21 protein-coding genes are annotated in these 20189 nt (G+C 36.9%); 10 read left to right on the top strand and 11 right to left on the bottom strand.

The window, feature by feature from the left end:
- The first annotated feature begins 188 nt into the window (after positions 1-188).
- Both MKZ14_RS03665 and MKZ14_RS03660 read left to right on the top strand, forming a co-directional pair.
- Positions 189-614 carry an HTH domain-containing protein gene (locus MKZ14_RS03665; RefSeq protein WP_058844812.1) on the top strand — a complete coding sequence of 142 codons (426 nt, stop codon included), beginning with the start codon at positions 189-191 and terminating at the stop codon, positions 612-614.
- Positions 509-1519, top strand: a complete 1011-nt coding sequence (locus tag MKZ14_RS03660) for an IS3 family transposase (protein ID WP_339280999.1) — start codon at positions 509-511, stop codon at positions 1517-1519. The genes MKZ14_RS03665 and MKZ14_RS03660 overlap by 106 nt, the downstream gene beginning before the upstream one ends.
- Positions 1520-1606: 87 nt before the next feature.
- Here MKZ14_RS03660 and MKZ14_RS03655 read toward each other — a convergent pair whose 3' ends face one another.
- The gene (locus tag MKZ14_RS03655) at positions 1607-1885 is read right to left on the bottom strand and encodes a class B sortase (protein ID WP_016995480.1); all 279 of its coding nucleotides are present in this window, start codon (positions 1883-1885) and stop codon (positions 1607-1609) included.
- Positions 1886-2702: 817 nt separating this feature from the next.
- Between MKZ14_RS03655 and ltrA the strand changes: the two genes are divergently transcribed.
- Positions 2703-4508, top strand: a complete 1806-nt coding sequence (ltrA, locus tag MKZ14_RS03650; protein ID WP_333006239.1) for a group II intron reverse transcriptase/maturase — start codon at positions 2703-2705, stop codon at positions 4506-4508.
- Between the two features lie 248 nt (positions 4509-4756).
- On the opposite strand, the gene MKZ14_RS03645 is transcribed toward ltrA, so the two are convergent.
- A complete protein-coding gene (locus MKZ14_RS03645) occupies positions 4757-5329 on the bottom strand; it encodes a manganese efflux pump (protein WP_016995481.1) in 573 nt (190 codons plus the stop codon).
- 221 nt (positions 5330-5550) lie between these two features.
- Here MKZ14_RS03645 and MKZ14_RS03640 point away from each other — a divergent pair, with 221 nt between their 5' ends.
- The gene (locus tag MKZ14_RS03640; RefSeq protein WP_016995482.1) at positions 5551-6426 is read left to right on the top strand and encodes a glycine betaine ABC transporter substrate-binding protein; all 876 of its coding nucleotides are present in this window, start codon (positions 5551-5553) and stop codon (positions 6424-6426) included.
- A gap of 304 nt (positions 6427-6730) precedes the next feature.
- Here MKZ14_RS03640 and MKZ14_RS03635 read toward each other — a convergent pair whose 3' ends face one another.
- Together MKZ14_RS03635 and MKZ14_RS03630 are read right to left on the bottom strand one after the other, a co-directional pair.
- On the bottom strand, positions 6731-7351 hold the full coding sequence (locus tag MKZ14_RS03635) for a thermonuclease family protein (RefSeq protein ID WP_016995589.1): 621 nt from the start codon (positions 7349-7351) through the stop codon (positions 6731-6733).
- Between the two features lie 133 nt (positions 7352-7484).
- Complete coding sequence (locus tag MKZ14_RS03630) at positions 7485-9224, bottom strand: ABC transporter ATP-binding protein (RefSeq protein WP_016995590.1); 1740 nt, start codon at positions 9222-9224, stop codon at positions 7485-7487.
- Between the two features lie 121 nt (positions 9225-9345).
- Between MKZ14_RS03630 and MKZ14_RS03625 the strand changes: the two genes are divergently transcribed.
- The 3 genes from MKZ14_RS03625 to MKZ14_RS03615 are packed head-to-tail and all read left to right on the top strand — an operon-like array spanning position 9346 to position 14110.
- The gene (locus MKZ14_RS03625; RefSeq protein WP_036075250.1) at positions 9346-10776 is read left to right on the top strand and encodes an ABC transporter permease; all 1431 of its coding nucleotides are present in this window, start codon (positions 9346-9348) and stop codon (positions 10774-10776) included.
- A gap of 13 nt (positions 10777-10789) precedes the next feature.
- Positions 10790-12286, top strand: a complete 1497-nt coding sequence (locus tag MKZ14_RS03620; protein WP_036075252.1) for an ABC transporter permease — start codon at positions 10790-10792, stop codon at positions 12284-12286.
- Positions 12287-12298: 12 nt separating this feature from the next.
- The gene (locus MKZ14_RS03615) at positions 12299-14110 is read left to right on the top strand and encodes an ABC transporter substrate-binding protein (RefSeq protein ID WP_258860670.1); all 1812 of its coding nucleotides are present in this window, start codon (positions 12299-12301) and stop codon (positions 14108-14110) included.
- A gap of 550 nt (positions 14111-14660) precedes the next feature.
- On the opposite strand, the gene MKZ14_RS03610 is transcribed toward MKZ14_RS03615, so the two are convergent.
- On the bottom strand, positions 14661-15242 hold the full coding sequence (locus MKZ14_RS03610) for a phosphatidylglycerophosphatase A (RefSeq protein WP_054549790.1): 582 nt from the start codon (positions 15240-15242) through the stop codon (positions 14661-14663).
- Between the two features lie 113 nt (positions 15243-15355).
- Here MKZ14_RS03610 and MKZ14_RS03605 point away from each other — a divergent pair, with 113 nt between their 5' ends.
- The 3 genes from MKZ14_RS03605 to MKZ14_RS03595 all read left to right on the top strand — a co-directional run bounded on the left by MKZ14_RS03605 (position 15356) and on the right by MKZ14_RS03595 (position 17106).
- Positions 15356-16075, top strand: coding sequence for an alpha/beta hydrolase-fold protein (locus tag MKZ14_RS03605; protein ID WP_016992695.1), 720 nt, complete (start codon positions 15356-15358; stop codon positions 16073-16075).
- Positions 16076-16158: 83 nt separating this feature from the next.
- Positions 16159-16674, top strand: coding sequence for a YjcG family protein (locus MKZ14_RS03600; RefSeq protein ID WP_036076666.1), 516 nt, complete (start codon positions 16159-16161; stop codon positions 16672-16674).
- Positions 16675-16677: 3 nt separating this feature from the next.
- Positions 16678-17106, top strand: a complete 429-nt coding sequence (locus MKZ14_RS03595; RefSeq protein WP_339281003.1) for a GNAT family N-acetyltransferase — start codon at positions 16678-16680, stop codon at positions 17104-17106.
- A 120-nt stretch (positions 17107-17226) separates the two neighbouring features.
- Here MKZ14_RS03595 and MKZ14_RS03590 read toward each other — a convergent pair whose 3' ends face one another.
- The 6 genes from MKZ14_RS03590 to MKZ14_RS03565 all read right to left on the bottom strand — a co-directional run bounded on the left by MKZ14_RS03590 (position 17227) and on the right by MKZ14_RS03565 (position 20067).
- Positions 17227-17475, bottom strand: coding sequence for a stage VI sporulation protein F (locus tag MKZ14_RS03590; RefSeq protein WP_004230969.1), 249 nt, complete (start codon positions 17473-17475; stop codon positions 17227-17229).
- A gap of 130 nt (positions 17476-17605) precedes the next feature.
- On the bottom strand, positions 17606-17776 hold the full coding sequence (locus MKZ14_RS03585; protein WP_009374137.1) for a YjcZ family sporulation protein: 171 nt from the start codon (positions 17774-17776) through the stop codon (positions 17606-17608).
- A gap of 65 nt (positions 17777-17841) precedes the next feature.
- Positions 17842-18207, bottom strand: coding sequence for a stage V sporulation protein AE (spoVAE, locus tag MKZ14_RS03580; RefSeq protein WP_016994345.1), 366 nt, complete (start codon positions 18205-18207; stop codon positions 17842-17844).
- Between the two features lie 10 nt (positions 18208-18217).
- A complete protein-coding gene (locus MKZ14_RS03575) occupies positions 18218-19213 on the bottom strand; it encodes a stage V sporulation protein AD (protein WP_036076668.1) in 996 nt (331 codons plus the stop codon).
- Complete coding sequence (spoVAC, locus tag MKZ14_RS03570; RefSeq protein ID WP_016994343.1) at positions 19207-19662, bottom strand: stage V sporulation protein AC; 456 nt, start codon at positions 19660-19662, stop codon at positions 19207-19209. Before spoVAC ends, MKZ14_RS03575 begins: the two co-directional genes overlap by 7 nt.
- A complete protein-coding gene (locus MKZ14_RS03565) occupies positions 19663-20067 on the bottom strand; it encodes a YhcN/YlaJ family sporulation lipoprotein (protein WP_257961534.1) in 405 nt (134 codons plus the stop codon). It abuts the gene before it with no gap.
- Between the last annotated feature and the right edge of the window lie 122 nt (positions 20068-20189).

Below are 20189 nucleotides of genomic sequence, written 5' to 3'. Positions count from 1 at the left end.
AATTACTTTCTGTAACTTACTATATATTAATAATTTAGTTACGTCAAGTAATTAAAAGTAAATTTTTAAAATATAAAAAAGGATGTACGAGTTATAAAATGTACCCTATAAGATAGACACTTTCAAAAAGGTCATCTTATAGGGTATTTTTATTTATAATGAAGAAAAAACGAGCGGTGGTAGATTGTATGACTAAAAAATTTTTTTCGGAACAACAACAGGCACAATTAAAATTAAATCCATACGTCAAAACAGTAAGCGCGAAAGCCATTACTTATACAGATGAATTTAAAGAATTTTTTATTGATGAATACGATAAAGGAAAATATCCAAGTGAAATCTTTTTTGAGGCGGGTTTTGACATTGAAGCCCTTGGTCCAGCTCGTATTCGGAGAGCTTCGAATCGTTGGCGTACAGCTTATAAAGAGCATGGGCTTACAGGCTTAGAAGATGCCAGAAAACATGCTTCAGGTCGCCCTTTAGAACGCGAATTAAGTATAGAAGAAAAATACGCCCGCTTAGAGGCGAAGATGAAATTGTTAGAAGCAGAAAACGAATTTTTAAAAAAGCTAGATCAACTCGAAAGGCAGCTGATAAGGAAGCAATCAAAATAAGTACTACACAAAAATTTGAGTTAATCCATCAAATTATTGAAAAATATCAATTAAAACGGATGGTACGATATCTTTGTGAAATGGCAAAGGTTTCACGCTCAGGCTACTATCGCTATTTTAGAGAAGAAGCTGTCTTAACTCGTCAAAAACAGAATGAAGAAGATGAAGTGGTGAAAGAAGTCATTTTAAAGGCCTTTCATTTCCGAGGACGAAAGAAAGGCGCACGTCAAATAAAAATGACACTAGAAAACCAATATGAAATTACGTACAACCTTAAGCGTATCCGTCGCATTATGAAAAAGTTTAATATTATCTGTCCCATTCGAAAAGCCAATCCAGCGCGTCGTATGGCAAAAGCAACGAAGGAACACCGTATATGCCCTAACAATTTACAGCGCAACTTCAAGCAAGGTGTGGCAGGAAAAGTATTACTAACCGACATCACATATTTAACATATGGAGGCGGTAAACGTGCTTATTTATCAACGATAAAAGACGCCGAAACAAATGAAATTTTAGCGTATGAAGTATCCTCTACATTGGGTATAGAAATTGCGCTCAATACGTTACATAAATTAAAGAAACATCGGCATTTAAGGGAGGATGCCTTTATCCATTCGGATCAAGGTTTCCACTATACGAATCCAAAATTCCGAGCCTTAGTGAAGAAAATTGGCTTAGGACAGTCCATGTCACGTCGAGGAAACTGTTGGGATAATGCGCCACAAGAATCGTTCTTTGGGCATTTTAAAGATGAAACAACTATTAGAGCATGTGAAACGTTAGAAGAAGTAAAGAAAGAAATTAAGAGTTATATGATTTACTACAATCATTATCGAGGGCAATGGAATTTAAAAAAGCTGCCGCCTGCAAAATACAGACAGCAGCTTCAAGAAGTTGCCTAACCTTTTTCAAAATGTCCTTTACAAAGGGTACATTTTATTATCGGTACATCCCTATCTATTCTCCCCTCCACGTTTTACTAACTTGCCTTACATAACAATGCGATAATCGTCACTCATCACAGCATCCTTACATGTCGATAAAGTAAGAATTTTATCCTCTGGACTTAAATCAACATCCATCTGAATAGCAGACCGCTCCTGTTCATAGCCCTCATATAAGGTATCGAGGTATAGGATTGGATGTTTATCCACATAGCCTTGCTTAAAGTAATTTTTAAGATTACCAAACATTGTATTATTCTTCATAGCATGTCCATATAAAACCGTGTTTTTGTCCATACTCAGTATATTATTTCGGTAATCCATAAACACACTTCCAGCCCGACTCTCCTGATCTTTAAAGTTTTAAATAATAGTCATTGGTATCAGCTTGTAATATCGGATTATTAAGTTTTGTCCCATCCACTAAAATCCACCCAACAATATGAGGGTGCGAAACGTTTCCCTATAAATGCGTACGCATGAAATGGGAGGGCTGTCATAACAGTCACAACTGATTAACTGAAATTCGGAATGAAAGCCGTCATGTTGAGCTGAAACGAATTATCTGATACTCCTACATGCATGAACTGGTAATAGACAAGACATGTATGAAGCTAGGTGAAGTCGACTGAAGATTACCTAAGTTGCTCAGAAAGAATAGGGTTCTTGATAGGTCGGGATGCTACAAAATGTCTAAGGTGAGAATGCCCTTCAGGGCTGACAAACTTGCGAACGTACGGGTCTAAAATTGTATTATTTCTGAAAAGGATAAACTGCACAAGCAGGGTTCATTATCGAAGAGTACAAATCCTCATTAGGAAATTCGAGATACTCGACAATGAGAGTATAAATGAACAGGTTCATAGTAAGCACCTAAGGATATATGTACAGCTAGGTTAATCGGAACGTTGTAAGCAAGGAACATCCATTCAAACGCCTATTATCGGGATGGTGGACATAAGGCATATGCCGAAATTTCTTTATCCTTGTGAAAGTAGGGGTACAGTACCGATGAAGCGAGTAACGACCGTAGAGGGATAGCCCCAAGTCTTGTTCTTTGAAAACTAAAACAACTAAATGAAACTCACAAGGTCGAGTAAGATGATGGGACTTTTCTTATGAAAGGGGCGACACACCATCGGTGAGTACAACACTACGACATGCAGAATATTATGATATGCAATGTATATATGACGACCTTTACGAAAGAAGTAAGAATAATGCAACTAAAGGTTTAAATTTATACGAACATATCATATCCAAAAATAATATTCTATTAGCCTATCGCAATATCAAGGCTAACACAGGCTCAAAAACTTCTGGTACAGATGGTATCACCATTGAGCAATATAAAATAGAAGATGTTGAAACTTTTGTTGATGAAATAAGAAAAGCATTAAAAAACTATAAACCTCAAACGGTTAAAAGAGTAGAAATACCAAAACCAAATGGGAAAACTAGACCATTAGGTATCCCAACCATGAGAGATAGATTAATACAACAAATGTTTAAACAAATACTAGAACCCATCTGTGAGGCTAGGTTCTATAATCATTCGTATGGTTTTAGACCAAATAGGTCAACTCATCATGCAATGGCAAGATGCCAACACCTTGCTAATCTTACAAACAATCATCACGTAGTAGACATAGATATTCAAGGTTTCTTTGACAATGTAAGCCACTCAAAGCTGTTAAAACAAATGTACAGTATAGGAATTTGTGACAAAAGGGTACTAAATGTAGTGTCAAAAATGCTTAAAGCCCCAATAAAAGGTATAGGAATACCAACCAAGGGGACTCCGCAAGGAGGGATTCTTTCACCTCTCCTATCCAATATTGTATTAAATGAATTAGATTGGTGGATTAGTAACCAATGGGAAAATATGAAGACCAAATTCAAATATAAAGAAAAAAAAATCAAAGTTAGAATGATTAAGAAAACAACCACCTTAAAGGAAATGTATATTGTGAGATATGCAGATGACTTCAAGATATTCACAAATTCCCATAAAAACGCCATCAAAATCTATCATGCAGTTAAGGGTTATCTCAAGTATCAATTACATCTTGACATATCAAATGAAAAATCACAGATTACTAATTTAAGAAAAAAGGCATCCGATTTCCTAGGATTCTCCATCAAAGTAGTAAGGAAGCGAAAGAAATATGTAGCTAACACGCATGTTATGGATAATAAAATGAAAACAATTCTACAAAAAGCTAGAAAGTTAATTCATGAAATCCAAAAAAGTCCAACAGCTAAAACGGCTACAAGTTATAACGTATATATTCTCGGTATTAAAAACTATTACAAGTTTGCAACGCATGTGAACATTGACTTTACAAAGATAGCCTATCGGCTCTCTCGAACCTTATACAATCGAATCAAATCTATTGGAAAATACGGAATACCTATACGACCGTCAGAAACATTTAAAAGGTTTAACAAAGGTAATTTCAAGACATTTGAAATTGCTGGTATCCACCTTTTTCCTTTAGCGGACATAAAATCTGTGAACTGTAAAAATTTTAGTCAAGATTTATGCAACTATACGAAAGAAGGAAGGTTAAAGCTACATAAACAGTTAAAGAACGATGTAGTTATTCAAATAAATAGACTGTTAAAAACAATCTTCTATAACGATAACCTTGAATACGCTGATAACCGAATTTCAAGATACTCCATGCAATCAGGGAAATGTGCGATAACAGGAGAATTCTTAGTAGCTGAAGAAGTCCATTGTCATCACAGAATCCCTCGCCATATGGGAGGTTCAGATGAATTCAAGAATCTCGTAATAGTGCATAGGAATGTTCATAAACTAATCCATGCTACAGAAACAGAAACGATTGAACGATATAAGAGCCTTCTCCAATTGGATGGTAAACAATTGGAGAAATTAAACCAATTTCGTAAGAAATGTAATTTAGTTGCTTTAGTCTAAAAGGATAAGATGGAACGCCTAATGCGGTGAAAGCTGCACGTTGGGTGTGGAGCAGGGGAAAAGATGGAGATAACTTCAAAATTTTACCTATTGCTATATTAATCGCTAATAAATCATGAAATTGTGGTCGTATAGGTTCCTCTACCAGTGTATGTCAACACTAATCCAAATTCGACCTCAATATGTCAAATTTCCCTCCTAACAAAAAGAATATCACCAAAATTTGGTGATATTTAGCACAGCATATATTATTTTGCAAAAATCTCAAAAATACCAATCATAATTAGTAGCCATCCTGATATTGCAGTAGAATGCCTGCCAATAAACGTTTTTCCTAGTAAAGAGCCACATCTACTTCCCACCCCAACTGTGATAAAGGAAAATACCCCGATGGAAATAACTGTCCAAAGGGCCGAGATGCCATTTGCGCCTATTGCAATACCCCCTGCTAAACAGTTCGCTGACAATACGAAGCCTAGTGCCATTGCTTCTCTTGTTGAAATCACTAGATTTTTATCTTCATCAAATAATTCAGGATTTCTTGCTATCCGCTGATTAGAAAGATTATTGGACATCAAAGTCCATAGACCAATTACACACAGTAGTAAACTCCCTAATAAATTGGCAGTATGCGGTGAAATATACTCAACAACTGTGCTACCTGCTGTTACTGCGACATATGTGACAATCATCGACATAATCGCAATCACAGCATTCGATAAAATCGGGATTTTAACTTGTTTGACGCCATAAGCTAGGCCAATCCCCAAGTTATCTAAATTCGCAGCAATTCCTATTAGAATAATTGTAATCCAATGCATACTAAGCCTCCTCAAATCTCCATCTCTCCATTTTCACCTATCGTATGTCACCAATAAAAAAATTTATGGGCACAGGAAAGTTTAGTTGACTATTTACCATCTTTTTCGACTGTTTGAATAAACCATCAATTTGACAAAAGTAACAACTTGTTTATAAAATTAAGTTGTTACTTGTAAATATATTTACTTATATGTAAGAAATAATAGAAAGGAGATGTAATATGAGAATCATAAAATTATTGAAAATAGGTATAGTATTTATATGCATTTTAGTGTTAACTGCATGTGGTTCAGAAAAAGAGGATACAAAGAATAATGATAAAGGTGAAATCAATTTAGCATATGTTGAATGGGATACTGAGGTTGCTTCTACACATGTAGTAGGACAAGTATTAGAGGAATTAGGATATAAGGTAACATTGACGCCTTTAGACAATGGGATCATGTGGGAGGCACTTGCAAACGGAGAGGTAGACGGTATGGTATCTGCCTGGTTACCGCAAACACATGCCCCACAAGTAGAGAAATACAAAGATAAAATAGAGAATTTAGGTGAAAATCTAACGGGTGCTAAGATTGGTTTAGTCGTTCCAAGTTATATGGATGTCGATTCTATTGAAGATTTAACAAACCAAGCTAATCAAACCATTACTGGGATAGAACCAGGAGCCAATATGATGGCTACGACTGAAAATGCCTATAAGGAATATAAGAATCTGGAAGGTTGGAATGTATTGACCTCGTCTGCTGGTGCAATGACCGCAGCCCTTAGCCAAGCCATTTCCAATAATGAAGAAATCATCATTACAGGCTGGTCACCACACTGGATCTTTAATGCCTATGATTTAAAGTATTTAGATGACCCGAAAGGCTTATATGGAGCAGAAGAATATATTGGCACTTTTGCGCGAAATGGTTTAAAAGAGGATGCCCCTGAAGCCTATCGTGTCCTTGACCGTTTCAACTGGAGTGCCGACGATATAGAAAGTGTAATGTTTGATATTATGGAAGGTATGAGTGCCACAGAAGCTGCGAAAAAATGGATTGATAACAATCCAGATAAAGTAGCCGAATGGACGAAAGATGTGGATGCATAAAAAGAGAATCCATTTACTACTCATTAGTAAATGGATTCAGACTGTAGACGGCTCATTCTATAATAGAATGAGCCGTCTACAATTTTTAACGTTCCCAAAAATGAGGAGGTTCAGGAGCGTAATTATGAACTAGCACCCCAACATTAGATTTTTAATTCCAATATTTTGAGTGTACGGCTTATCGGACGCCCTCTCACCTTGTCAAAAGTTTCTGCGAATGAAATCGTCATATTTCAACATAGAAGCTACTGCCTAGCAGCTATTAAAAAATTATCCTTTAAAAAGCGTATAGTAAAGGGGTAGATTATTGAACTACTTCAGGATGGAAACCATCGTTTTGGAAGTAGTCATCATGTGACCAAATATTTAATTTTGCATTCTGAGCTTTTTGTTGAATAGCTCTAAAGGCATCTTCGAATGTGTTGTTTGGCTTATGAATATAACGTACAACTGCAAGTCCTTCGTTTAATAAAGATTCTTGCAATAATACATCATCTACAAACACATAGGCTAGAAGACGATCATAATTGTCTGTTTCTGGTCCAACATCATAGACCGCTTCAATTTTTTTAGCCTTTTCCATTAAATTGATCGTATACTCTTTTGCTTGTTCAGCATATGGTTGGGCGCCACCTTTGTTGTAATTCATTTCAGGTGTATCCACCATTAACAGACGAATTTTTCGTTTCTCACCATTAATTGTCGCCTGAATCGTATCTCCATCATATGCTTTAATATAGTCTAGCTCAAAGCGTTTATTTCCTGTTTTTTCTTCCACCTGTTCAATGGATATAGTACCTTGCTGATCTGTAACTGATTTAGTATCTTGATCTTCCGCAGGTGATCTGCCAAATATCATGTACAATGCTACAGCCAAAATAATCGTACCACTTGTTATTAATGTTTTTATATCTTGCATTTTCATGTAGTAGGCCCCTCACAACTAATCATCATTTCTTATACGAGCGGTTCGTATAAGGTGTGTACCTCATTATCACGAAGATAACAAGTTACACGATGTTTCTATTGTAAAATATCAAGCTACTACATTCAAGCTATCATCGAGTCACAGCTACCCAATGATTAGGAGAAACCTCTACTAGTTGACTATTTTCTACCTCATAACGTATTTTCACATCTTCTGCATGTTCAGCCTCACTATACTTCTGTTTCTCTATTGCAGGATCTGGAATAGGAATGGAGCGTAATAATGCACGTGTATATGGATGTTGTGGGTTAGCATATAGCTCTTCACTTTCTGCCAGTTCTACAATCTTCCCACCATACATAACGGCTACACGATCGCTGATATGCTTCACCATGGATAAATCATGAGCAATAAATAAATACGTCAATCCAAGCTTTTGTTGTAATTCTTTTAATAAATCAACAATCTGCCTTTGAATGGAAACATCCAGTGCTGATAATGGTTCATCACAAACAATAAAGTTTGGCTCAACTGCTAACGCTCTCGCAATACCGATTCGTTGACGCTGACCTCCTGAAAATTCATGAGGATACCGCATGGCATGCTCTTTCTTCAAACCGACAAGTTCAAGCAATTCCTCTACCCGTTGTCGCCTCTCTTCATGTGTCCTCACCAGACCATGAATATCAAGAGCCTCGCCAATAATGTCTAAGATTTTTTTGCGAGGATTTAACGATGAATAGGGATCTTGGAAAATAATTTGCATATGGCGACGCATTGCCTTTAGCTGTTTTTTCGATAACCTTGTTACAGGTATTCCTTGATATAGTACCTCTCCATTTGTAGGCTGATGAAGCTGAAGAATCGTCCTACCTGTAGTCGATTTACCTGAACCAGATTCACCAACCAAGCCCAATGTTTCACCAGGATATATATAGAATGATAAATCGTTCACTGCTTTCAACGTTTGACCACGGCCTAATGGAAATTCTTTGGACAGATGGGTTACTTCGATTAACGGCTTATGTCGATCGATACCTGGCTGAATTGTAGCAATCTCTTTTGGCTGCTTTTTCTCATGCAGCTTTGGTAACGCATTTAATAATTTCTGGGTATACGGATGCTGGGCATTTGCAAAAATTTCTTCTGTTGTGCCCTGTTCAACTATTTCTCCTTCTTTCATCACGATGATGCGATCACACATACCTGCAACTACACCTAAATCGTGTGTAATTAAAATAATAGACGTTCCCATTTTCTTTTGCATATCGCGCATTAATTTTAGGATTTGAGCTTGAATCGTAACGTCCAATGCTGTTGTTGGTTCATCTGCAATAAGCAGCGAGGGATTACAAGCAAGCGCCATTGCAATCATTACGCGTTGACGCATACCACCTGAAAATTCATGAGGGTATTGTCGATACCGTTCTTCTGCGTCTCTAATACCAACCAGTTTTAATAATTCTATTGTTTGTTGATAGGCTTCAGTTTTTGACATTGACTGATGCTTGATTAAACTTTCAGCCACTTGATCACCTATTCGTATAGTAGGGTTTGTGGATGTCATTGGATCTTGGAAAATCATACTAATATCTTGTCCACGTATCCCTTCCATTTGTTTTTCACTAAATTCAGTGAGTTCTTGCCCTTTAAACACAATAGTGCCAGATTTCAAAAATGAAGGTGGCGATGGTAATAAACGCATAATGGAGCGAGCCGTTACACTTTTCCCGCTACCAGACTCTCCTACAATTCCGAGTGTTTCACCTTTATTTAGATGGAAGCTAACGTCCTTAACGGCTTCAAATTCTGTCTCCCCTGTGATAAAGGATACGCGAAGATTATTGATTTCTAAAAGCTTTTCACTCATTCGACCCATCCTTTTTAAAATTTGTGATTGACTTACTTTCAAGTATAATCCATACTTTACAATACTGATAGGAATTATACAATATAATGCTGAATATTTTATTTACGTTTGGAGGAAATGCATGGTTACTTCAAAAATTTATTTAAAACCCGAGAAATTTATTTTCTTTTCTACGGTTTATCAAAAACTAGTGCATCAAAAGCCTTATCATCTACTTCTTTTTCTTTTTAGTATTTTAGTCCACCCTTTTACATACTTTATCTATCGGAAAAGAAATCATTCAAACACTTATGATCAGGCTTTTGCATTGCGTAGTCAGTACTATATAGAGCATGGATTGGTAGCCCAATGGCAAAAGGAATTTGGGCAACAAGAAATTGCAAAAGCTACATTTTTTAAAGAGGCTGTATTGGAGTCACAAATTCAGTCCACAGCCAAGCAATTAGCTCAAAGAAAACTCCAACAGCAAGTGGATCAGGATTTACAAAAAGAGGGCATACAACAACTATCCTATGACCAATTTTTTAATCAGCAATTAACTAACAAACGTTTTGTGGCTCTTACCTTTCTACCAGCTGTTTTATTTTATGTAGTACTTATCTTATTTGCGAATCCATTTCTGCAATTTATCATTGAACGTATTTTACAAAGCTTTATTGTAATTGTTGGTGTGGCTACATTAGTGTTTACCATTTTATATTTATCACCATTTGATCCAGCAAGAAATCTACTCGGAGTTGAAGCAACACCCGAGCAAATAGTGAACTTTAATCGCATTCATGGTTTAGATCAACCTTATTTATCACAGCTATGGAACGCATTATCTGGTCTATTTACATTTGATTTAGGTACATCCTTTGCAGGTAAAGAAGATATCACACACAGCATTGCTACTAAATTTCCTGTCACTCTTGAAATCGCCGTATTGTCGTTGCTAATGGCTATTGCTATTGCCATTCCAGTCGGTATTATTTCAGCTGTTCGTCCAAATTCATATTTGGATTATACATTTATGTTTATTGCTTTAATCGGTTTATCCATTCCGAGCTTTTGGCAAGGTTTAATTTTTATTTTGACATTTGCTTTAAAGCTACAATGGTTTCCAGCTACCTATAACCCTCATAATTGGCTATCGCTCATCATGCCAATTGTCGTTTTGGGAACATCCATTACGGCATCTATTGCTAGGATGACAAGGTCAAGTATGCTTGAGGTGATTCATGAGGATTACATTATTACAGCAAAAGCAAAGGGCTTAAATGAATTCAAAGTGATTTCAAAACATGCCATTCGCAATGCTATGATTCCGATTATTACGGTGATTGGACTTCTTTTTGGAGGTATGTTGGGAGGCGCATCTGTAACAGAAAAGGTATTCAACATTAGTGGGATAGGTAGCTATATCGTCGATAAACAATTTATCCCTGATATTCCGGCCATTCTTGGGGGCGTTGTTTATATCGCCATCACCATTTCAATTGTCAATTTATTCATTGATATCATGTATGCCTTTTTTGATCCACGCATTCGCTCGAAAATGAAGAAGTCTTAAAGGAGGATCGCCTGTGAAAAACATCTTACATGTCAAACTACTCTTGAAGATTACACAGGAATATGTCAATTCTCATTTTACCTTTGTCTTTTCCTTACTGTTTTCTTTACTATTTCTAGCCTATAGCTATAATTTTTCCAGCAATAGCTGGCGACCTGTTGTTCTGCTCTTTTTTATTATTTATGCCATTACCACGGCATATGTTGCCTTCGTGAATTTGCGAATTAAAAAGGATTTAGCCAAGTATGGTGACATTCAAAAAAGCACTCGAATGTTTGGCTATCCCCTTTTAATAACGATACTGTCAGGCAATATTTTTTCGACATCCTTTGCATTTATGCTTGTGTCAAAAAGAAAGACTGCAGAATATACTTTTGCTGCCTATGCCTTTATAACACAACTATTCATCTTAGGTATTGCAGCATTAAATTTATTTAAGCCATATGTAACAGATACCTTTTTACTGGCAATGGGCGTTTTCTTAGTACTCTCACTTCTTTATATCGTGATGGCCATTTTATGTACAAAATACGTCACAGCAACTGAGGCACCTAAATGGATGCTCATTCCAGGTATTGTCCTACTATTGGCGACTTTCACTGGTAATCTATTTGCGACTTTACTAGGATATAGCCTTATTCAAAAGGCTCGAAAGGCAAATCCATCTTCTATTGAGAAATGGCAAAAAATATGGGAGAAGATTTTACGCAATACGATGGCTGTATTCGGTTTATTCTTTATCATTTTCATGTTCTCATTGTCCGTTACAAGCTCTTGGACTTTCGACTATGATTTCGCTACGGAAAATAATTATGGAGCATTGCTACAAACACCGACATTAGAATACCCATTAGGTACAGATAATTATGGCCGAGACTTATTTTCTCGTATAGTATTCGGGGCACAAATATCGTTAATCGTCGGATTTTTCTCCACGATTATCCCCGCAGTTATTGGCGGGGCATTAGGAGCTTTTTCAGGCTATTACGGTAAGTCCACTGATAATATCATCATGCGAAGTCTCGATATTTTATATGCCATTCCTGGAATATTGTTAGCCATTGCTATTATCGCCGCATTTGGTGCTAATACTGTGAATCTTATTATTGCACTTAGTGTTGGAGCAATTCCAACCTATGCCCGTACAATGCGGGCAAATGTTATGCAGCTTGCTAATTATGAGTTTGTAGAATCGGCTAGAGCTTTAGGTGCATCTGATGCAGCTATTATTTTCAAGCACATTGTCCCCAATTCTTTAGCACCAATGATTGTGAAAGCAACATTAACGATTGGTGGAGCTGTTATTTCAACGAGTAGTTTAAGTTTTTTAGGGCTTGGTATTGAGCCGCATATTCCCGAATGGGGCAATATTTTAAAAGTTGGTAGTACGTACCTGGAAACACATTCATATGTCGCAATTTTCCCAGGTCTTTGTATTATGCTTCTTGTCCTCTCCTTTAACTTCTTAGGAGATGGTTTACGAGATGCTTTAGATCCAAAAACAAATTAATCGGAGGTAACTATGAAGAAATTACTTGTATTTTTATTCGTTGCAGTACTAGCTTTGGCTGGCTGTGTACAAACAAAAACTGACGTAGAAGGCAGTAAAGATTCAAAAGATAGTGACAAGAGCAATGGCAAGATTGCCATTGAAGTATTAGGCATGGCAGCTTCTGAAGAAGACATGAACATTGTACGTGACCAATTAGTGAAAAATGGTTTTGATGTAAAACTTAACATTCAACCAGATTACGGTTCTTTCTCTGCTCAAAAAGAAGCAGGTAACTATGATCTTGCTCTTTCAAGTTGGACGACAGTTACAGGGAACCCTGACTATGCTGTTCGTGGTTTATTTAAAACTGGCGGTGACTACAGTGTGGTGGCAGATTCAAAACTTGATGCGTTGATTGATGAAGCGAGCACATTGACTGGTGAAGAAGCTGCAGCTAAATATAAAGATTTAGAGCAATTATTAGTATTCGATCAGGCTTATATTGCGCCTTTATATATTTCCAATAAGTATCAAGGTATCTACTCTGAACTTGTTAACCCTAAAACAGTTCTTTTACCAAAATCTCGTGCACAAGTTTGGGAAAAAATCGAATTTAATGATCCATCTAAAAATGCAACAGAACCTTTAATTTTGCACCAAACAATCAATTCTCTTACTTCACTTGATCCCATTAAAGGGAATGATGGTTCAATCAACACATTAAACACGAATATGTATGTTCGTCTTGTTAACTTAACAGACACAGATGAAGTTGTGTCAGATGGTTCATTATCTTATAACCATGTAATGGCTGAAGGGAATCAAGAATATTACTTCATTTTACGCGATGATATCAATTTTGCTGCTGTGAAAGATGGTGCAGCTGTTGATACAGGTGAATTAGTATCGGCTGAGGATGTAGTCTTCTCACTAAACCGTGCAAAAGATGCTAATTCAGTACCGGATCATCGTACCTACAGCATTCATGAAAATATTGAAACAGTCGAAATCGTTTCTGATTTATCCGAATTACAAAATAAAAAAGTAGCAGGCTCTGAGCAATCCGTTTTAGAAGCATTATCACAAAACCTACCTGCTTCTGTAGCGCAATTAGCAAAAGATAAAGGTGCTGTTAATAATGCATCAGGTGCATACCAAGTTGTTAAAATTACAACACCTACACCTTTCCCACAAGTATTAAATTACTTAGCACACCAATCTGGTGGTATCGTATCTGAAAAACAAGTAACAAGTATTAATACGTATGATGTAGCTAGTTATAATCCTGACAAGGACATTGCCTATGGTGATCAAGCTACTGTAACGGAAGGTTCAGCAACATTCAATAACCAGCTATATGCAAGTGGTCCTTACATTTTGGTGAAAAAAAATGATTATGAAGCACAGTTTGTGAAAAACCCTGCATATCGTACTGGCAGCGAATATGAGCCGAAAATTGCTAAAATCAATGTTCGTTTTATCTCTGATGTTGATAGTGCCCTATCTGCATTACGTAATGGTGAAATTCATGTTCTGCAAACAGTACCAGAAACGAAACTGGATATTGTCAAATCAGATACGAAATTAACATTAAATACGGCAGATAGTAATGCTGTGTCCTACCTACAAATGAATACATCTGGCCGTGCAGTTTCTGATTCTGCAGATTTACGTAAAGCAATTCTATACTCTATTAACCAAGATGAATTCATTAGCTATTATCAAGGCAATAAAAAACCAGCTGTATCTACAGTCTCTCCATTAATTGATACTGGTTTAAAACTTCAAGCAGATAGCGAAAAAGTAAAAGAATTTGTAAAAGCATATAACGATAAAAAGTAATATAAATTAGAGCCTTCTCAAAATTTGAGAAGGCTCTATTAGTATTGAAAAACAAAACATTCAATTGAAAGAATTGGATTTCCGTTGCAGGCTACTTGCTTTCCTGTGGGCTAGCTATTCCATGAGAGTCAAGTAGCCTTCTACTCCAACCTACAAAAGTGTTACCTTTTTAGCAAAGGTCTTCACTACTTTTTATGGAGAGGTGTTGTCACGCATCACTTCTCCATATTGAAAATAAAAATCCCATCCCCCTAAGAATACAGATATTGGACTATTTGATTGCTATGCTAGCATGAGAAAAGTAAAGACATTTTGGTTGGAGTGGAGTTAGGTCACTCCAAGGGGATTTAGCGTCACAGTTGAGACCCTGGAGCGAACGGAAGTGAGTGAAGCGGCTCATCGGACGCCCCCTGGAAAGGACGCTGGCGGAACGGAAATCAACCCCTCACCTTGCAAAGTTGCTTTTTCTGCCTTTGACATTATCTTTTTTCAACAACATGAGAGCCTTCTCAAAATTTGAGAAGGCTCTTTTTAATAGAAGAAACTCATTTTATATTTCATTATGTGATTTTGGTTTTGGTCCTAGCTCTTCAGGTTCGATATCAGCGAATGTTTCGCCTTCTTCTTCTAGGTCACGCATACGATGTGCAATACGTGAAGCCGCTGAAGCTGCTATACTACCAACCAAATCATCTAAGAACGTGTTGACATGATGTCCGGGTTCTGTATCTAGTTTTTTTATAATCCCTATTTTTTGCTTGTCTAAGTGACCAAAAGTAGTAACGGCAATGCTGCCATATGTAAATACAGATCCTAGTGCGATTGTTTCGTCTACGCCGAATAAACCTTCATCTGATTCGATAATTTGTTGTAGTGGTGAAGATAATAATTTCTTTTCTGCTAATTCATCTAACTCAATTCCTACTAATAAAGCATGTTGCACTTCTCGCTTACGCAATACACGTTCAACAGAATGAACACAATGCTCTAGTGTTAAACCTTCATTATAGGTTTTTTGCATTTCGTAAACAATTTGCGCGATATCCTCTATCGCTACACCTCTACGAATTAACGCGGCTTGAGCTGCCTTTGCTACTTCGTCAGAGTGCACACGAATACTTTTATTATGCATAATTAACCCTCATTTCGATTTTTATTGCTAGTATAATGCTAGCCCAACCTATTATACCTTTACTTACGTAATATGGTACAATTTTGTTACAAACACAAGAAGGAGTGTCATCATTGGATAAGGGAACAGTACAGGATTTAACATTTTACAGTGAGTCATTACAGGAAGAATTACAGCTCTATATTTATGTTCCTGCAAATTATTCTCCACTATATAAATACAACATTTTGATCGCATCAGATGGTAAAGATTATTTCCAACTTGGCGGTATTACAAAGCTAGCTGATGAACTGATTGATGATTATGAAATCGAAAATTTAATTATTGCATTTGTTCCTTACAAAGACATAAAAGATCGACGTCATAAATATATTCCGAGCGGTGAGCAACATGAAGCCTATCTTCGCTTTTTAGCACATGAGCTAGTACCGTATTTAGATCGTGAGTATGCCACTTACCAAATGGGTATGAGTCGTGGGGTAATTGGTGACTCTATGGCTGCTACTGCTTCCTTAATGGCTGCTTTAAAGTACCCAAGCATCTTTGGCAAAGTCATTCTACAATCACCTTATGTAGATGCTGATGTATTAAAGGCCGTGGAAAATTTTAAAGATCCAGGATCTATTTCTATTTACCATATCGTAGGCAAAGGCGAGGATCGGGTTGTGACAATGGATAAAACCATCAAAGATTTTTTAACACCTAATCGTCAATTGCATGATCTCATGATAAATAAAGGGTTTACTACATTTTATGACGAGTTCGATGGTAATCATACATGGAAATATTGGAAACCAGACCTTCGACGTGCATTAATTGAAAATTTCAATTAATATGAAGCGATTCAAATTACGAAAACTGAAATTTCTGTTATACTTAATTAGAAAAATTGTTTATTTTCGGGAGGTAATGGACTATGAAGTACGGTATTGTGGCATTTCCATCAAAAAAATTGCAAGATTTAGCGAATACTTATCGTAAACGATACGATCCTCATTATGCAAAGATTACACCGCATATGACATTAAAGGACAGCTTCGATGCGTCTGAAGAAGAGATTCAAACCATCGTCAAGCAATTAGATGAACTTGCTGCCAAATATGCACCTTTAAACATTCATGCATCTCGCATTAGTTCGTTTTTCCCTACAACAAATGCGATTTACTTCCGCATTGAACCAACAGAACAATTAGCAGCATTCCAACATGAGCTTCAAGAAAAAATCCCTCATGGGGAAATGAAACATGTATTTGTTCCACATATTACAATCGCTCAAAAAATGACAGACTCAGAGCATGATGACATTTTTGGTCAATTACGCATGACGGGCGTTGATGAAAAAGATACAATTGATCGCATTCATCTTTTATATCAATTAGAAGATGGTTCATGGACAACATACGAAACATTCCGTTTGTCTGGAGCTGAGTGATTGTTGTATACCGTTAAAATTGTTGAAACAAAGCAAGAACACGATGATGCCTTTGCCATTCGCAAAAAAGTATTTGTTGAAGAGCAAGGTGTTCCGCTTCATCTAGAATGTGATGCTGAAGATGCAACTGCAACACATTTTATTATGTATGATAACGATGAGCCTGTTGGAGCAACACGTTTACGCAGTATTGACAACAATACAGCTAAAATTGAGCGTGTTTGTATTTTACAATCCCAACGTGGCAAAAAGTTAGGCGCATTAATCATGAAGGAAATGGAGAAGCACGCTATTTCCATTAATAAAAAAACCTTAAAACTTCATGCACAAAGCTATGCTATTCCCTTCTACGAAAAGCTAGGCTTTACAGTTACCTCACCCGAGTTTATGGATGCAGGTATTCCACACCGTGCTATGGAGAAGAACATTTAATGAAAGGGTGTTACGATATTTATAATGTCGTAACACCCCTTTTTTATGAGACGAATTCGCTTGCCACCATTTATCTACTCTATCGTAACAAGCTGCATTGCCAAGTAGATATGCCATGCGCTACTTCATCATTCTAGTGATTTTATCGAAATCTAGTGATGCTCCATCTTGAATAATAGATTGTACTAATTTATCTTCTAACTCTTGCGTAATCGATCTGTTAGATATTTTAGCAACTCGTCGTACAATTTTTCTTACTTGCTTTTCACTGGTAAAATCCGCATGTTGAATGGCATTGGCTAATGCGAAGATTTCATCCATCGATACACCTGTTTTTTGCTCAATCGAATTAAAAAACGAGCGATGCATGTTTTCCCTCCTATCATTAAAACTCAAAATGACCTTGCGTCTTGCACGAAACATTTCGCAAATGGTGGAGGCCTTAACTTTATTTAGATTTTCCTAAATAAAAGCTAAAGCCTTTATTATGTTCATCAAATTAGATGTAAGTAGCGCCAACAATAATTAATAAAATGAATAGTACAACAATTAGAACAAATGTAGAACCATAACCATAGTTGTTGCCTCCAGAGTAACCTCCGCAGTAGCTATTGTTCCACCCACCAACGTTATTTCCATACGGTTGTGAGCCCCAGCCTTGGTATCCCATAAAAGCACCCCTCCCTTCTACAACCTATAATATGTTTCGGTCGTAAAAATGGGAGGGGTATTCGTCTAGTCAATATTTCCTTTTGGTCTAAATATTAATGCACCAATAAAGCCGAACACAATAGCAGCACTGATTCCTGAGCTTGTTACCTCGAACATGCCTGTTAATACGCCTACAAGTCCATGTTTTTCTGCCTCTGCCAGAGCACCATGTGTTAATGAATTCCCGAAGGATGTAATGGGTACTGTCGCACCTGCTCCAGCAAAATTAATTAATGGCTCATATAAGCCCATACCATCCAATATAGCGCCTACAACTACTAACGTACTTAATGTATGTGCTGGTGTTAAATTGCCAACGTCCATTAATAATTGGCCTATGACGCAAATAATGCCTCCAACAATAAATGCAAATATAAAAGTCATAACCATGTTTTTTGCCTCATTTCATCGTAATTTCTATCGCATGTGCAGTACATGGAATCGTCTCGCCTTGCTGATAGGATAGCGGGGATAATAGCGCCCCCGTTGCTACTAGTAATACTCGCTTATAGCTCCCTGCACGCATTTGTTGAATAACATAACTAAAAAAAACAGCTGCCGAACAGCCTGCTCCACTTGCACCAGATTGGAATGCTTCATCCTGTCCATAAAATTCAGCACCTGCATCACGTAATAACGTGAGCTCTTCATTTTTCACGCCATTTTCCACAAGCATTCCTTTTAATAGCTTTAAGCCAAGCTGGCCCAAATCGCCTGTTAAAATTAAATCATAATGATAAATTTTTTGGTTTCTCTGTTGTAAATGTGATTGAATCGTCTGAAAAGCTGCAGGTGCCATTGCAGCACCCATATGGAAAGGATCATCCATACCATAGTCAACGGACTTGCCAATTGTTGCTGCTTCTATAGATGGATACTCCTCGCGATGTTTCCCAATTAACGCATAACCAGCAGCAGTTACAGTCCATTGAGCTGTTTGTGGTTTTTGTGCTCCATAATTGATCGGGTAACGAAACTGGCGTTCAATTGCATTATGTTGACTGGAGGCACCTGCTAATGAAAAATTAGCAGCACCTAACTCTGTTAATAGGCATGCAATAATTACTGAAGAAACGGAAGTGGCACATGCAGAAAATAGTCCAATAAAAGGAATTTCTAAATCTCTAGCAGCAAAATTAGTCGGTGTCATTTGATTGACTAAATCTCCGCCCATCAAATAATCGATATCACCTTTTTGTACACCCATTTTTTTCATAGCATATTCACAGGCCTCTTCAATCATTTTGCGATGACCCTGTTCATTTGTTTTCATTTGCCAACGTTCATCATCATAAACGGAGTCAAAATACTGACTAAAAACACTCCGATTCTCTAAAGGACCCGCTACCACTCCACCAGCTAAAAGAGAGGGCTTCGTTTGAAATAAAATTACCATGAAACCACTCCTATCGTTACGAGGATATACTTAATGAGTGCTACAAAAAACGCAGACACTACACCAAATAATACAACCGATCCTGCTAATTTAAATAAATTTCCGCCGACTCCCAATACTAACCCTTCAGAACGATGCTCAATAGCTGCCGAAACAACAGCATTACCAAAGCCTGTTACTGGTACTGCCGATCCAGCCCCAGCAAATTGACCAATTCTTTTATAAAGGCCAAGACCTGTTAAAATCATGGAAAAAAACACCACTGTTGCAACAGTTGGATTTCCTGCTGTCGCCTCTGTAAAATTGAAGAAAATAATATAAAAAAGAGACACAGCTTGACCAATTGCACAAATAAAACCACCAACGAAAAAGGCCTTTGCTACATTCTTTAAATAAGGGGGCTTTGGTGTAACATTTTGCTCTAACTGTTGATATTGCTCTTTTTCCATTTATGTCTCCTCCTTTGCAAGTTCTTTTAGTTCTGTAATTTTATCGCTTAATTTAGTATCTTCCATCTGATCCTTTTTTATTTTATTGGCTTCATAAAAAATTTTGTAATCAGCGGAGACAAACACATCCTTGTTTGGATATTTCTTTTCAAATTTCTTTTGCAACTTTTTCTCTAACTTAGTTTTTTTCCACTTCTCCCATGGTTTAATTTGTACTGCAACAAGCATACTATCGTCATATTGGATAACCGTTGAACGATCAACATAGTCTTCTTCTTTTATAAGGGCTTCGACTTCACTTTCATTTTGTGTAGACCCATAGACGATAAATTTTTCCTTTTCAGCACAACCATTTAACAGCGATAAAACAACTAAGAGAGGTAACGTCATTCCTAATAGCCTCAAGTTTTACCCTCCTTTTCTTTACAGTTTCTCCACACATAAAAAAACTATTCATTCAAAGAAATACACAAAAGCCCGAGTCCAGTTTTCAAAAGTACATATTGTAGAAGTAGTAACAAGGAAAG

The organism is Lysinibacillus sp. FSL P2-0066 (genome assembly GCF_037969495.1).
GTDB classification, from domain to species: domain Bacteria; phylum Bacillota; class Bacilli; order Bacillales_A; family Planococcaceae; genus Lysinibacillus; species Lysinibacillus boronitolerans.
Note: the sequence above shows the minus strand (reverse complement) of the source record. Positions and strands in the feature narration are given on the sequence as shown.